This window comes from Streptomyces sp. NBC_00271 (assembly GCF_036178845.1).
In the GTDB taxonomy this organism is placed as follows: Bacteria; Actinomycetota; Actinomycetes; order Streptomycetales; family Streptomycetaceae; genus Streptomyces.
The window spans coordinates 6,291,364-6,305,151 of the sequence record NZ_CP108070.1; the positions used below are offsets into that span (position 1 = coordinate 6,291,364).

Annotated in this window: 12 protein-coding genes; 7 read left to right on the forward strand and 5 right to left on the reverse strand. The window is 70.9% G+C overall.

The features are described 5' to 3' along the window. Nucleotides 1–33 precede the first annotated feature (33 nt). The 3 genes from OG798_RS28710 (at nucleotide 34) to OG798_RS28720 (ending at nucleotide 3,931) form a co-directional block, all read left to right on the forward strand. A complete protein-coding gene (locus tag OG798_RS28710; RefSeq protein WP_328757904.1) occupies nucleotides 34–3,042 on the forward strand; it encodes a hypothetical protein in 3,009 nt (1,002 codons plus the stop codon). A gap of 143 nt (nucleotides 3,043–3,185) precedes the next feature. Beyond that, on the forward strand, nucleotides 3,186–3,416 hold the full coding sequence (locus OG798_RS28715) for a hypothetical protein (RefSeq protein ID WP_328757905.1): 231 nt from the start codon (nucleotides 3,186–3,188) through the stop codon (nucleotides 3,414–3,416). Nucleotides 3,417–3,505: 89 nt separating this feature from the next. Next, a complete protein-coding gene (locus OG798_RS28720) occupies nucleotides 3,506–3,931 on the forward strand; it encodes a hypothetical protein (RefSeq protein ID WP_328757906.1) in 426 nt (141 codons plus the stop codon). A gap of 62 nt (nucleotides 3,932–3,993) precedes the next feature. Here OG798_RS28720 and OG798_RS28725 read toward each other — a convergent pair whose 3' ends face one another. After that, a complete protein-coding gene (locus tag OG798_RS28725) occupies nucleotides 3,994–5,052 on the reverse strand; it encodes a zinc-dependent alcohol dehydrogenase family protein (protein ID WP_097225283.1) in 1,059 nt (352 codons plus the stop codon). A gap of 258 nt (nucleotides 5,053–5,310) precedes the next feature. Further along, nucleotides 5,311–5,859, reverse strand: a complete 549-nt coding sequence (locus OG798_RS28730; protein ID WP_328757907.1) for a DUF4232 domain-containing protein — start codon at nucleotides 5,857–5,859, stop codon at nucleotides 5,311–5,313. 236 nt (nucleotides 5,860–6,095) lie between these two features. Between OG798_RS28730 and OG798_RS28735 the strand changes: the two genes are divergently transcribed. Beyond that, a complete protein-coding gene (locus OG798_RS28735) occupies nucleotides 6,096–7,427 on the forward strand; it encodes a helix-turn-helix domain-containing protein (protein WP_267062409.1) in 1,332 nt (443 codons plus the stop codon). Nucleotides 7,428–7,473: 46 nt separating this feature from the next. Here OG798_RS28735 and OG798_RS28740 read toward each other — a convergent pair whose 3' ends face one another. From OG798_RS28740 to OG798_RS28750, 3 genes are all read right to left on the reverse strand, one after another. After that, nucleotides 7,474–8,235 carry a hypothetical protein gene (locus OG798_RS28740; RefSeq protein WP_097225280.1) on the reverse strand — a complete coding sequence of 254 codons (762 nt, stop codon included), beginning with the start codon at nucleotides 8,233–8,235 and terminating at the stop codon, nucleotides 7,474–7,476. 87 nt (nucleotides 8,236–8,322) lie between these two features. Further along, on the reverse strand, nucleotides 8,323–8,955 hold the full coding sequence (locus OG798_RS28745; RefSeq protein WP_179857094.1) for an RNA polymerase sigma factor: 633 nt from the start codon (nucleotides 8,953–8,955) through the stop codon (nucleotides 8,323–8,325). A gap of 192 nt (nucleotides 8,956–9,147) precedes the next feature. Then, nucleotides 9,148–9,561: a hypothetical protein gene (locus OG798_RS28750; protein WP_183127248.1), complete on the reverse strand. Its 414-nt coding sequence runs from the start codon at nucleotides 9,559–9,561 to the stop codon at nucleotides 9,148–9,150. A 165-nt stretch (nucleotides 9,562–9,726) separates the two neighbouring features. On the opposite strand from OG798_RS28750, the gene OG798_RS28755 reads away from it, so the two are divergent. The 3 genes from OG798_RS28755 (at nucleotide 9,727) to OG798_RS28765 (ending at nucleotide 13,672) form a co-directional block, all read left to right on the forward strand. Beyond that, on the forward strand, nucleotides 9,727–10,221 hold the full coding sequence (locus tag OG798_RS28755; RefSeq protein WP_095853528.1) for a DUF1877 family protein: 495 nt from the start codon (nucleotides 9,727–9,729) through the stop codon (nucleotides 10,219–10,221). Nucleotides 10,222–10,394: 173 nt separating this feature from the next. After that, entirely contained in the window at nucleotides 10,395–11,177 is a 783-nt protein-coding gene (locus tag OG798_RS28760) for a hypothetical protein (RefSeq protein WP_183127246.1), read from the forward strand. A 179-nt stretch (nucleotides 11,178–11,356) separates the two neighbouring features. Continuing rightward, nucleotides 11,357–13,672 (forward strand): transglycosylase domain-containing protein, encoded by a 2,316-nt coding sequence (locus OG798_RS28765; RefSeq protein ID WP_328757908.1) that lies wholly within the window; start codon nucleotides 11,357–11,359, stop codon nucleotides 13,670–13,672. The last annotated feature ends 116 nt before the right edge of the window (nucleotides 13,673–13,788 follow it).

A 13,788-nucleotide genomic window follows, 5' to 3' on the forward strand; every position in this document is an offset into this window, starting at 1 on the left:
CCGCCTTGATGTTCGAGTAGAGATCGGGCTGCCATGCCTTCGCACAGACGTCGCTTCCTCGCTGTCCCGGTGGCCGCCCTCGCGGCTCTCGCCGTGGCCCAGGTCGTCACCCCCGTCTCGGCCGTCGCCGTGCCCGCGACCGACGTGTCGGCCACGCTGGCCGCGCGGACGACCTCCGTGCCCGCCGCGGACGACATATCCGGTTCCGGCCCAGCGGTCGTCTGGCGTCAGAAGACCTCCGCCGACACGCCGGCACACGGCTGGCTCGCCGTCTCCGGCGGCACCCCTCAGGACCTTGGCCGGCTCGCGGACGACGGCGAACCGGTGAACGTCGACACGGTGTCCGTCCAGGACGGAGTGGTGGCCGTCGCCACCTCCGCCAACCCGAACGGTGCGCTCGCCGACCATGTCACCCTGCGCCACCTCGACTCCGGAGACCAGGACGTTCTCCCGGTCGCCTACGACAGTTCGGGAGCCGCGGGGGACGAGCGCTACCGCGGGCAGGCCGGCGCCGGCATCCTCGTCCAGCAGAGCTACGACGACGCTTCCGCCTACCGGGTGCGCCTGCTGCTGCGCACACCCGGCGGTGCGGACCGGACGCTGCTGTCCGACGACGAGCAGTACGAAGTCCTCGCCTCGGACGCACACGGCGCCCTGGTGCTCCGGCGGACCGCGCCCGGCTGGGACCACGAGATCGTGTACGTCGACTTCGCCACCGGCAGGGCGGTCACCGTGGCCGAGCCCACGACCGACGAGCTGCCGCAGGGCCTGGAGTTCACCCCCGGCCATGTCGGGGTCATCGACGGGGCGACCCTGACCGAGTGGCGGCGGTCGGCCCCCGAGGACGGCCCGTCCACGGTCACCCTGCCCGTCAGCGGGGCGCGCTGGATCAGCGAGGACACCCTCGCCTGGTACCAGTGGAGCGCGGTGGACGGGGCGTCCGAGCTGTTCGCCATGTCCAGGGACGGATCCACGGCCGCGAAGGACCTCGGCGGGACCTTCACCGACCTCGCGGTCGGCGACGACGGCAAGATGCGAGTGACGCTCTACCGGCCCGACGTGGACGCCGCGATCCAGACGCTCGCCGACGGCCGGGTCTCCACCGCCGCGGGCGACGCCACCACGATCCCCGCCGGCCCCGCCAGACTGGACGCGCTGGCGCTGTCCGACGGTGCGCTCTACACGGCCGACGACTCCTCCCGGCGGCAGGGCGTCCTGCTCCGCTCGGGCCTGTCGGCCGGCCCGGCCGGGGCCTCGGCGAGCACACCGTCCCGGGTACTGGCCTACTCCGGCGGTCTGGTGCACCAGACCCTGGCCGCAGCCGGGGGACGGGTCCTGGTCGAGCAGGGCGGCGCCTCCGAGCCGGGCCACTTCCAGGTGTACGAGGACGGCAAACCGGTCGGCACACCGCTGAACTATGACAACGTCGCGGCGGTGACCGTCGCGGACTTCGACGGTGAGCGCGTCCTGATGTCGGACAGGACGACCACGGCCGACGGCACTCTTCTCCTCTACACCTTCGCCGACGGGCACATGCAGCGAGTGCCTTCCGGCTCCGCGCTGAACGGCGGCGCCGTGTACTCCTCGGTGCGCAACGGCACCACGTCCACCTGGTCGATCCGCCGCACCGACCTGGCCACCGGTACCGCCACCACCGTCGCCACCGTGAACTGCCTTCCCGGCGGCCTCCAGGTGCGCGGCTCCCGGATCCTGCTGACCACCTGCGGGGCCGGCTCCACCACCGGCCTGCTGCTCAAGGCGGGCAGCTCGGCCGGCACCACCGTGGACGCCTCCGTACACACGCCGATCCTCGGCACGGACGTTCTCTACACGTTCACCAGGTCCACGGACGGCGGCGCCGTCACGCTGAACGCCCAGCCCCTGGGCGGGACGACGACCGCCGCGCAGCCCCTGTTCGCGCTCCCGGAGAAGGCCAACTCGGCTGCCGCCGAGCGGTGGGCGGTCGACCGCGTCGCACCCTGGGCGGCCTGGATGGACGACGCCGACGTCACCCATGTGACCTGGACGGGCGTTCCCACCGCCGCCTCGGCCGCCGCCCCGACCGGCTTCAGCCCCAACAGCGACGGATCGGCCGACACCTGGGCCCCCACCTGGACCTACAACCGGCCGGTGAGCTGGACGCTCACCCTCAAGTCCGCCACCATGCAGGTGCGTTCCCTGACCGGTACGGCCTCCAACGGCAAGGTCGCACCGCTGTGGAACGGAACCACGCAGACGGGCGGAGCGGCCACCGAGGGCGCGTACACCTGGACGCTGACCGTGCGTGACACGGTCACCGGCCGTGCGGCGGCCGACGTCACCGGCAAGGTGACCCTGCGCCGGGCGACCCCTGCCACCACCGTCACCGCGCCGACCGTCGCGAGCAGCGCGGCGACCACCGCGTCCGTGCCGGTCACCTGGTCGGCGAAGACCGCGGGGGTGAAGTCGTACGACATCGGCTGGCGGGTCGCCATCCGTGACAGCGCGGGTGTCTGGAAGCTCGGGCCGCTCCAGACCTGGCGCACCGGCACCACGGCCACCGCCGCGGTCTTCGGCAAGGCGGGCAGCCCCGTGAAGCCGGTGTCCGGACTCACCTACCGCTTCTACGCCCGCGCTCACGACGACGCCGGCCAGACCGGCGCCTGGAGCAAGGCGGCGACCACCGGCATCCCGGTCGACGACCGTGCGACGGCACTGCACTACACGGGCAGTTGGAAGTCGGCGGCGGCGTCCGCCGCCTGGTCGGGCACCGAACGCACCTCCGCCGCCAAGGGCGCGTACGTGTCCTTCTCGGCGGACGGCACCCAACTGCGCGTAGTGGCGACCCGGAAGTCGAACGGCGGGCGCTTCGCGGTCGTGGTGGACGGAAAGACGGTCGGTACGGTGAACACCTACGCCGCGAAGACCGCCTACCGGCAAGTGGTGTTCACCCGCACGCTCGGCACCACGATCACGACCCACAAGGTGCAGTTGCGGATCCTCTCCGGCAGCACGCCCGGACGATCCACCGTCGCCCTGGACGCCGTGATGGTCACCCGCTGACCCGACCGCCCGGGCCGTGAGACCGCCACGACAGCGGCAGTCTCACGGCCGTCGGCTCGTTCGACGGCATGTGCCCGTTCCTCGCTCAGGCTTCGTCGGCGGGCCCGTCGAAGTCCGCTTCCTCGGGCAGGATCTCCATGTCGATGTCCTTGCGCACGAGGCTGACCGGCGTCACCGCCTTCGTCGCACACCTCGACGAGTCCGGCGCGCTGGACCCGGAGGCGGATCCGGCCCACCTGGCGGACGCCGTCTGGGCCCTGGCAGGCCCGCAGTTGTACACCCAGTTCACAGCAGGACGGGGCTGGTCCGCCGACACGTACGAGAAGTGGCTGGCCGACACGCTCACCGCCACGTTTGTGCCCTCTCCGCCCTGACCTGCGGCGGAGTGGAGTTGGTGCTCTGTGGGCGGGTCAACCGGTTCCGCACTCACCCGCCCATCTCGGAACCGTGCAAGGTGTGTTCGATGTCGTGTCATGTCGTGCACACAGCCAAGCCGAGATCCAACTCCTGTCTCCCCTGGGCGGGCTCCGCGTTGTTCGGAGCCGCCATGGGGTGCGTCGCCTGGTCGCTGACCGTCTGGGCGCGCGCGTACTGCGACGCGGGTTACGACGCCGGCGGACGCTTCGAACTCAACTTCTTGCTCCCTCTGGTCGTGGGAGCCGAAGCACTCGTCGGGCTCGCGGCGAAGGCCATCGGCCGACGCCTGGTGCTGCGCGCGCCAACGGCGGTCCGCGTCTCACTGCCGACGGTGCTGGTCGTCGTTGCGACGGTGTGGCCGGCATGGTGGTTCTTCGCGACCCGAGGGACGCTGGACGGCTATCCCGGCGACTCCGGCCTCTGCCCCGTGAGTAACGTCCCGCCCCAGTGGCCCGACTGGATCCCCGTCTGATCGACTGAGCTGTCGGCAGTTCGATCCGATGCGTGGTCGGGTCGAACGTGCCGAGCCGCGTCCTAGCTGCCGTCTTCGTCCCGGCCATCGTCGAAGACGAAGAGCGGTTTGGCGCCATGTGCGGGTGCTTCGGCGAACGAGATGGCCTCAGTGAAGCGTTCGAGCGGGAACGGCTCGCCTTGGGGGATGCTCAGCACCTCATCAGCGACGAGACCGCGAACCTCGGACAGCGCGCGCAGCGCATCCGCAGGTGAGGCAGTGCCGAACCAGCGGTTCAGCCAGAAGCCACGGACCACTTTGGTCTCGTAGATGACCGAGCGTGCCGACAGCGGGATCGTCAGTGCTGCCGGGTCGGTCTGACGGTGGGTGGAGAGCGCGCCGTAGACCACGACCTCTCCTCCCGGAGCCAACGCCTGGGACACTTGGGCACCCACATGGCCCGCGACACAGTCGATGGCCTTGCGCACGCCGGCCGATCCCGCGATCTCGGCCACACGCTGCAACAGGTCCTCGTCCTGCGTGCAAATGACCTCGTCACCACCGAGCGCCTTGATCTCCTCGACGGCATCGCGCCGCCGCACGACATTGATCGTGCGGATACCCAGATGCCTGGCCAGCTGAATGACGAGCCGGCCGACGGTGGAGCCCGCGGCCGTCTGCAACAACCATTCACCCGGCTGTACGTCGAGTTCGCGCGTCACCAGGAGCAGCGCGGTCAACGGATTGACGGCGAGCTGACAGGCGCTGGAGTCGCTCAGATGATCGGAGACCGGTAGGAGCCTTCGTGTATCGGCGACAAGGTATTCCTGCCAAGTGCCGGCCACCTGCGGCCCGGGTATCGCCGGGACAGCAACGGCCACCACGCGCTCGCCGATCTTCAGGCCCTCGGTATCCGGGCCCAGGGCCTCAATACGGCCCACGCATTCCATGTGACCCCCGACAGTGGGGAACTCGGGGGAGAAACCGTAGCGGCCACGCAGCACGTGCAGATCACTGGCGTGAATCGGAGTCGCCTTCACGCGGATCAACGCCTGACCGGCTTCCGGCGTGGGAACAGGACGGGATTCCAGCCGCAGGACATCGGCCGGCTCGCCCACCTTTCCGGCTACGAGCGCGCGCATGGATTGTGGCATGAGTGACCTTTCGCACCCGAGAGCCCCCTGGAGTCCCCGACATCACGCTAAGCGCCACTGGCAGGCTCTGCAATCCAGCCTCCGACGGCTCCACCTGGTCGCCGGTCCCGCAGGCAACGTTGCGCGCGCAGCCAGTGCACCGCGCAGCATCTCCGGAGTACCGCCGCAGACGGCACCGCGCCCCCCAATGAAGGCGGGAGGCCCGGTGCGGCCGGACGGTGGCTGTGTCGTGGGGCGCCAGGGTGGCTACCAGGAGAGGGCGTCCGCCGCGTTGTCCTGCCAGTAGGTGACGGTGGCGGCGCTGTTGAAGAAGACACCGCCGTTCGCCAGCTTCAGGGTCTTCTCCGTGTTGGTCCCATGGCCCTGCTTGTCGGCGAAGATCACGCCCAGGGTCTTCTCCTTGGCGCCACCTTCGCCGTCGGGGGAGTACGTCGTGATGCCCGCGTACGCGGACTGGCCGGGCTCGAGCACCAGCACGGCCTGCGGAGTGGTCTCGTCAGCCCACGCCAGCGGGGCCTGGGCGTCGGCGCCGGCCCTCAGGAAGGGGGCGCTGTAGGCGTAGCAGGGCTTGGTGCCGGTGTTGGTGGCCTTGAGCAGCAGGTGGTTGATCGGGCGGGACACCTCGGTGACGGTCAGCTTGGTGTTCGCCGTCGTGCAGGTGACGACCGAGGACGCCTTCGTGGTGGCGGCGGAGGCGGTCTGCTCGGCGGCCTGGAATCCGACGAGCGCGAGGGCGGCGGCGACGACCATGGAGGAGGCGGCCGTGTGGGAGGCGAAACGAGTGGCGATACGCATGAGTGGACTGCCTTCTCTGAACGTCTGGGCGCGCCTGAAGTGCGGGCCATGAACGTGGAGTTGAGCGGGGCCGATCACCGTGTCCGGCGAGGCGCCGTGCTTGGATGGCCCAAGGCTGTGCCATGCGGCGTCCCATCCGCCATTCCCTCGGGAATTTCGGGACGCTGGGATGCGCGCACTGGCTCTGAACTGGAGAAACGTGACCTTCCTGGGAAGTCGAACGGAATGGAGTACTGGTGGGGGCGGCTGAGGAGATTGCTGATTTCGCGGCGCTGCTGCGCGAGTTGAAGCAGCGATCCGGGCTGAGTTACGAGGCTCTGGCGAAACGGGCGCACATGAGCACCTCGACGCTGCACCGGTACTGCAAGGGGGAAGGAGTGCCGGCCGACTACGCGGCCGTCTCGCGCTTCGGCCGGGTGTGCAAGGCGACTCCCGAGGAACTGGTCGAGTTGCACCGGCGCTGGGTCCTGGCGGACGCAGCGCGGGAACGCGCCCGGCGGGCCGCAGCGGATTCGGAACCGGACACCGCGCCCCCGCCCGCACCGGCGCAGCCGACCGCGTCCGCGACTGCGCCCACATCCATGAGCGAGCCGGGGGGCCCTCCCGGGTCCGTCGCCGAACCGTCGCCGGAGGCGGTTGTCCTCGCTCGCCGCACGCCGACGCTCATCCGGACCACCCGCAGGCGGTGGGCCCTGATCGCGGCGAGCACCGCCGTCGTCGTCGCCGTGTCCACCGCGCTCACGGTCGACCTGAAGGGCGGGGGGACGGACCTGGCGGAGAACGGCCGGCCGGCCGACACCGTGACCTCCTCCGGACAGCCGGCCTCCACCGCCTCCACGCTGCGCCCATCGGCGTCCATGTCCCCCTCCGCGCGTCCGAGCCGCTCCCCGGCCCCAACCCCCAGGGCGCCCGACGCCAAGCCGTCGGTACACAGCACCGACACGGGCCGCGCCCAGGACAGCGATGAGGTCCCGCTCACGGTGAGCACCCGCACCTATGCCTGGGACGACCCGCAGTGCGAGGCGAAGTACCTGATCAACCGGCCTCCCGACGAAGTCTCGCCGCCGGTGATGGGGCAGGACGTGCCGGGCTGGGTGAAGGCGCACGGCGCCATCGCCGCCGATCGGCAGCGGGTGGCGCTGACCGTCCAGGGCACCGGGGACGAAACCGTCGTCATCGAGTCCATGCACGTCCGCGTGGTCAACTCGAGCACGCCCCCGGCCTGGAACGCGTACCTGGGGTCGTCGGGCTGCGGCGGAGGCGTGGAGACGAGGTCGTTCGACACGGACCTCGACGCCGGTCACCCCACCACCGTGCCGAAGGCCGGCCAGCGCGGTCTTCCCTACAAGGTCAGCCAGTCCGATCCCGAGGTCCTGTACATCACCGCCCATGCCAGTGCCCACGACGTGAAGTGGTGGGTGGAGCTGCAGTGGTCCAGCGGCGGCCGTCAGGGAACCACACGGATCGACGACCACGGAATACCGTTCCGCACCAGCGGCAGTCGGGGCCGTCCCGTCTACGAGCACCTGGTCGGCGGCACCGAGTGGTTCAGCGTGGCGGAGAACTGATCTCCAGGGTCCGGACACCGAGGACATGTTCTGGGCACGGCGGGGGCTACTTGTGCTTCCCGCTGCCCTTCTCGCCGCTTGCCCGGCCGTTTCCGGCCGTGTTGTCCGTGCCGCCGGAGGTGCCCTTGCCGGAGGCGCCGGCGCTCCCCGCCTTGCCGTTGCCGGTGGTCTTGCTCGGCGCGGCTGTCGCCCGTGCCAGCTGCTCGGAGCAGTACGCGGCGACCTTGTCCTTCCCGCCGGCGGCCGTGACGAGTCGCTGCCAGGCTCGCGAGTCGAGCGCTTTGCCGCGGTCCTTGACCTGCTCGTAGGCGCGGCAGTGGGCTTCGGTGTCCTTGGCGGTGGCCGGGCGGTCCGTCGGTCCGGGGACGCCGGAGGACGCCGACGAGGCCCCACCGCCCGGCTGGTCCGGGGCGACCGCCGACGGGTGTACGGTCCCCCGCCCGGCACCGTCACCGTCCGTGGACGAGCCGACGGAACCGATGGTCGCGACCGCGACTCCACCCAGCGTGAGGCTGGCGAACACCACGCCGAGCGTCAGCTTCACAGGACGCCTGGCGCGCCGCTCCGCGGGCAGCCGCCAGTCGTCCCGGCGCCGGGTACGCGCCCGGTGCGCGCCTGTGTCGTGCGCGGCCCGGAAGGCGGTCAGGGCCCGCTGCTCGGCCTCGGGCTCGAGATGGCCTCGTAGGACGGCGCCCAGCTCCGTTTCCAGGGTGGCGGCGTCACGCGCCTCCCACGTGTCGGACGCGGCGCCGCCAGGGTGCACACGTCGACGGCCAGGAACTCCGTGGCCGCCCAGCCGTTCACCCATGTCCGCTTCCGTTCCTGTTCGACCGGTTCGATTCGTTCGGCGTTCCGAGTCTGACGACTGTCAGTCGGTCACTGTTGCCTGCGTCGTTCATTTCGACTCCCCCAGCGTGGGGGAAGCCTCATTCGTCACACCCTTGTCCGATTCACCGGCGACGCCCAGTTGGTGGGCGAGGCGTTTCAGGCCCCGGTGGGCGGCAGTGCGCACCGCTCCCGGGCGCTTGCCGAGGACGCGTGCGGCGGCGGGACCGTCCAGGCCGACGACGACCCGCAGGAGCACGGCCTCGGCCTGGTCCCGCGGCAGCCCGCGGACCAGTTCCAGCGCCCGCTCGGTGGACAGGGACTCCAGGGCCTCGTCATGGGTGCTGTGCCGGCTGGGCAGGTCCAGTACGTCCTGTTCGGTCCCTCCTGGCCGGGGCCGTACGCGCTGGCGGCGCAGATGGTCCAGCGCCCGGTGCCGGGCGATGGTCGAGGTCCAGCCGCGGAACCCGGCCCCGTCCCCCTTGAAACGGCCGAGGTCACGGGCGATCTCCAGCCAGGTGTCGGAGGCCACGTCCTCCGCGTCGTCGCCGACCAGGCCGCGCAGATAGCCGAGCAGGCCCGGCTGCACGATCCGGTATGCGACCGCGAAGGCCGTCTCGTCGCCGTCCTGGGCCCGCGCGACCGCCGCGCCCAATTCCCCGTCGTACGCCTGTACGCGCCGGGGTTGCCGTACCTGGCCCAAGACTGTCCTCGTTCGTACCGGGTTCATGGCGAGTGCGTGCCGTCCGCCGTGCTCCGGTCACATCGACGGCCCCATGGTGACCAGCGTCTGTCCTCACAGAAGTGTCACAACGCCTCGGGCGCCCCTTCACGCCGTCGCCGGTGCCCGCCACCCAGCCGCCGAGGACGCGCGGGCCGACGCGGGTCACGGCCCTCACCGCGGCCGCCGATTCCGGGGTTCGGGTGCGCCCGCCGTCGCGTCACGGCACAGCAACCGCAACGAGCCGTGTCCGGCGAAGCAACGGCGGGCCTCGTCGATGGGATCCCACAGCCGTCCCTCGGCCGTGCGGATCCGGTGGTCGCCGTCCGCCTCCCACCACTCGGCGTCCGCTTGGCGGACGATCACCTCACCCGCATACGCCCCGAAGCCGCGCAGCACGCTCGCCACGGCGGCGTAGGGCGTGTCCTCCCGCCGCAGGTCGTCGATCATCCGGTCGACGCGCCACAGGCTGGATGCCGAGTAGTCGAGGCGCAGCCGTGCCCCCTCCCGCATCGTCACCACCGTGTCCGCCGCCCACCGCACGGGCCTGGCGGACGCATGGGGTCTCGTCTCCTGCTCTGTCGTCACATACGAAGAGCGAGGTCGGCGGTCGATCCGTCACGCTGTACCGGGGGATTCCCGGCGACCGGCGAGGTGCCGCCCCACCCCGCGGACGACGGTCGAGGTGTCCTGCCTCGAACGGGGTCCGTCGGGTCGCGTAATGCTTCGTCGCCCCCGTGCGCTCCCTCTGGCATGAGTACGTACCTCCGTCTGCGATCGGTGCCGCCTCCCGCACTGCGCAACAGCACGACCTGGCTCGAACGACTCTTCGAGGACGACTCGGAGACCGTCCGGCACCGGGTCGGCCGGCACCGCGAAGAGGCGCTGGACAAGCGTTATCTGGACCAGGAACGCATCTACGCCGGCGCTCCCCCGAATCGTGCCGAACACCGGCCCCAGACCCAGGTGGTGCTCGGTGGCCGGCCGGTGTTCCGCACCGACCGGCACAAGCCGCCGTTCCTGGTGCTGACGGCGGCCCAGGCCCGCCGGGTGGCCAGGTTCCTGGCCGTGGCCGACTTCGACACGCTGTGGGATTTCGCCCGCGCCGAACTGCTGCCGCGCTACGGCGGCGTGACCGCGGAGCCCGAGACGTGGTACGCGTTCGCGGTGGCGCACCGGGAGTTGAGGGCGTTCTACGCACAGACGGCCGAGTGCGGGGACGCGGTGGTGAAGTGGCTGCCGACCTGAGGCGCGCGTAGGGCCCTGGGCAAGCCATCGTCATGTTTGCTCACCTTTCGTCCGTCTCGTTCCTTGCGGTCGAGCAGGTACGTACGGCGAGGCCGAGGTGTAACACTTCCGGCCGAGTGCGCTCTTTCCATGCGGACGACCGTGTCGGTCGGCCAGGACAGGGGGCACGACTCGTGCAGCGGATGGGCGAAGACGGCGGGGCGTACGGCGAGGATCCGTACGGCGATGCCGGGCACGCGTATGCCTACGGCTACGAGTACGGCGGCAGCGTCGACACGGACACGGGCACGATGTCCTGGGACCCGGTGGAACTCGCGCAGTGGACGCACCCGCAGTACAGCACCCATGCGACGTGGACGGACCCCCTCGCCGCCGGAGCCCGTCCCTACGTGGCCGGACCGGACCCCTCCACGACGCCGTGGGACTCTCCCCACGGTGACATCCTCACCGTGCCGCGCCCGGAGTTCGACACCGTCGCCCCCCTGCCGGAACCGGAGACGCCGGTGAACGAGTCGGTGCGGCCCGTCCTCGTCGAATCCTCGGGGCGACGCCGACGCCGCGTGCCCCGCGCCGCCCGGCTGCTGCTGATCCCCGCCGGCGGCTACGTCGCCCTGCTGATCAGCACGATGCTGGGCGGACCCGGCATCGGTTCTCCGTTCGGCCCGCAGCCGGACTCCACGCACCCGGCCACGCCCCGGGCGACCGCGCCCGACGCCTCACCCGGCACGGGCCACTCCACAGGGAGCGCGAGTCCCACCGCAGGGCAGCGGAACCCCGGCCCCGCGGTGCACAAGACCCCCGGTCCCACCGACCGGCCGGCCGCCTCCGCCACTCCTGCGGCCACGTCCGGGCCCACCGCGGCGCCCACCGGGATCACGTCCCCGACCTCGCGCGCCGCTCCCACCCCCACCCGCAAGGGTCGTGCCATCGGCTCGTCCCACCATCCCGTGAAGTGATCCAAGGCCCCGACGTGGCCGATCGCCGACTTCGCGACGCTCCTGCGCGGCAGCCGCCGTACGACGGCCTTCCACAGGCCACACCCCACCCCGAGGTCTGGCAGCCCGGACCGTCCGAGACACCACAGTCGTACTGACGAGACACCACAGTCGTACTGAGAGGACAGTGATCAGAGCCCATGAGCGGACACCGGCGCCGACCGCCGCAGCGCTCCGTCGGCGGCGCGCGTGCCGAAGGTGACCGCGCCACGGGCCACCGGGCCGCGTATCGTGACCACGCCCCCCGACAGGACATGCCACGCCGTGCCCGGGGAAGGGCGCCACAGAAGAAACGCTGGATCGACTACCCGCGCCGGGGCAGGACGGGCCCGCGCCGCTGGCTGCCGTCGGTGCGCCAACTGCTGGCGCTCTTCCTGCTCATCTTCGGCGGCACGGCAGCGGCCGTCGGCTATGCCTACGCCACGGTCACCATCCCCGACCCCAATCCCACGACACTGCTGCAGAACAACGTCTACTACTGGTCGGACGGCACGGTCCTGGCGACCGACGGCAGCGTCAACCGGCAGAACGTGTCGCTCTCACAGGTACCCGCCGACGTGCGGTGGGACTTCATCGCCGCGGAGAACGCCTCCTTCTACACCGACCCGGGCATCGACCCGCAGGGAATCCTCCGCGCCGCCGTTCACATGGCCGCGGGCGGCTCCGTCCAGTCCGGCTCGACGATCACCCAGCAGTTCGTCAAGAACACCTACCTGGACCAGTCGCAGACGGTCTCACGCAAGTTCAAGGAACTGCTGATCTCCACCAAGATCGGCGCCGGGATGACCAAGGAGCAGATACTCCAGGGGTATCTGAACACCTGCTTCTTCGGCCGTCAGGCCAACGGCATCCAGGCCGCGGCGCGTATGTACTACGGCCTCCCGGTGGAGAGGCTCGACGTGAGCCAGGGAGCCTTCCTCGCCGCGGCGGTCAACGAGCCGAGTCTCTTCCAGTACGCGGACTCCGATCCCGCGGCCAGGGCAAAGGCGGAAGCACGCTGGTCCTGGGTGCTCGACCGGATGGTGAAGACCGGCAAGCTGACACCGGGGCAGCGGGCACGGTACGCGGCCGCCGGTTTCCCCACACCCAGGAAGTGGACCCGAGGTTCAGGGCTCACGGGCCAGACCGGCTACCTGGTCCAACTCGCCAGGTCGTATGCCGAGACGCACGACCCGGCCATCACCGAAAGCAGCCTGAGCAGGGGCGGCTACCAGATCCACACCACCTTCGACAGGAAGAGGACGGCGGAACTGACGAAGGCTGTCGCCACGGTGCGGGGGCAACGCCTCGACCCCGCCCACCGGTCGGTCGACCGGGACGTCCAGGTCGGAGCCGCCTCGGTGGAACCCACGACCGGCAGGATCCTCGCCGTCTACGGCGGCCCCGGCTTCGACCACGCCCACTACTCGGACAACGCCGACACCTCCGGCGTCCCGGTGGGATCGACCTTCAAACCCATCGTCCTCGCCGCCGCACTTCAGCATGGAGCCGTACTGCGGCCCGGCAGGTCACCCGAGCCGATCACCCCGGCCGGCAAGTTCAACGGTGACGACGGCATCAAGATCAAGGACCAGCAGGGCAACTACGTCGCCGACCCCAAGGACCCCACCGGGCTCCTCCACCAGCACAACGACACCCCCCAGCGCTGGGGCTACATCCCTCTGCGCAAGGCCATGGAGCAGTCGGTCAACACGCCGTACGTGCAACTGGGAGAGGACGTCGGCTACGGGAACGTGGCGAGGACGGCCGAATCCCTCGGCCTGCGCCCGGGCAGCCTCTCCGCCCCCAGCGCCGGCTTCTACATCGGCACCTCCACACCGAGCGCCATTCGTATGGCAGGCGTGTACGCGACTTTTGCTGCCGACGGGATGCAGGCCACCCCGTACTCGGTGACGAAGGTCACCCACAACGGCTCGGCACTGGCCGGCTTCTCCGCCCCCGCCCCCGCGCGAGCCCTGCCGGCGGCGGTCGCCGGCAACGTGACCGACGTGCTCCGCGGCGTCATCGCCCGGGGTACCGGCACCAAGGCCCAGGCTCTCGGCAGGACCGCGGCGGGCAAGACCGGAACCACCGACGACTACCGTTCCGCCTGGTTCATCGGCTACACCCCGCAACTCGCCACCTCTGTCGTCCTCTTCCGAGAGGACTCGAACCACCCACAGCTGCAGTCCCTGGCAGGCGTCGGTGGCCTCCAGAAGGTATTCGGCGGCGACATCCCCACCGAGATCTGGACCCAGTACATGCGCGATGCCCTCGCCGGCCTGCCCGACGCCCCCTTCCCCGCGCCCGCCCCCCTCGGCCGCGGCACCGACGAGCCCGGCGCTCCCACGCCCTCCCCGTCCGCGGCCCCCGCCAAGCGGGGCGGCAAGACCGGCAAGAGGACGACCACCACTGCCGCCCCCACACCGGGCGCCCCGGCAGCCGGTTCCAAGTGCCACCGCCACAAGTGCCGTTGACCGCGACAGCAGCGGCCACGGCAGGAGGCATCAGTCGATCGCCCGCGCAGTGATCTGCATCACCGAGGCGTGTCGCCCCGTGATGTTCGTCGGACGCGGTGCGCTGTAGAGGGCGG

Coding starts and splice junctions, on each gene's coding strand:
- OG798_RS28710 (WP_328757904.1), top strand. CDS start 34: ATGCCTTCGCACAGACGTCGCTTCCTCGCTGTCCCGGTGGCCGCCCTC.
- OG798_RS28715 (WP_328757905.1), top strand. CDS start 3,186: ATGTCCTTGCGCACGAGGCTGACCGGCGTCACCGCCTTCGTCGCACAC.
- OG798_RS28720 (WP_328757906.1), top strand. CDS start 3,506: ATGTCGTGTCATGTCGTGCACACAGCCAAGCCGAGATCCAACTCCTGT.
- OG798_RS28725 (WP_097225283.1), bottom strand. CDS start 5,052: ATGCGCGCGCTCGTAGCCGGAAAGGTGGGCGAGCCGGCCGATGTCCTG.
- OG798_RS28730 (WP_328757907.1), bottom strand. CDS start 5,859: ATGCGTATCGCCACTCGTTTCGCCTCCCACACGGCCGCCTCCTCCATG.
- OG798_RS28740 (WP_097225280.1), bottom strand. CDS start 8,235: ATGGGTGAACGGCTGGGCGGCCACGGAGTTCCTGGCCGTCGACGTGTG.
- OG798_RS28755 (WP_095853528.1), top strand. CDS start 9,727: ATGAGTACGTACCTCCGTCTGCGATCGGTGCCGCCTCCCGCACTGCGC.
- OG798_RS28765 (WP_328757908.1), top strand. CDS start 11,357: ATGAGCGGACACCGGCGCCGACCGCCGCAGCGCTCCGTCGGCGGCGCG.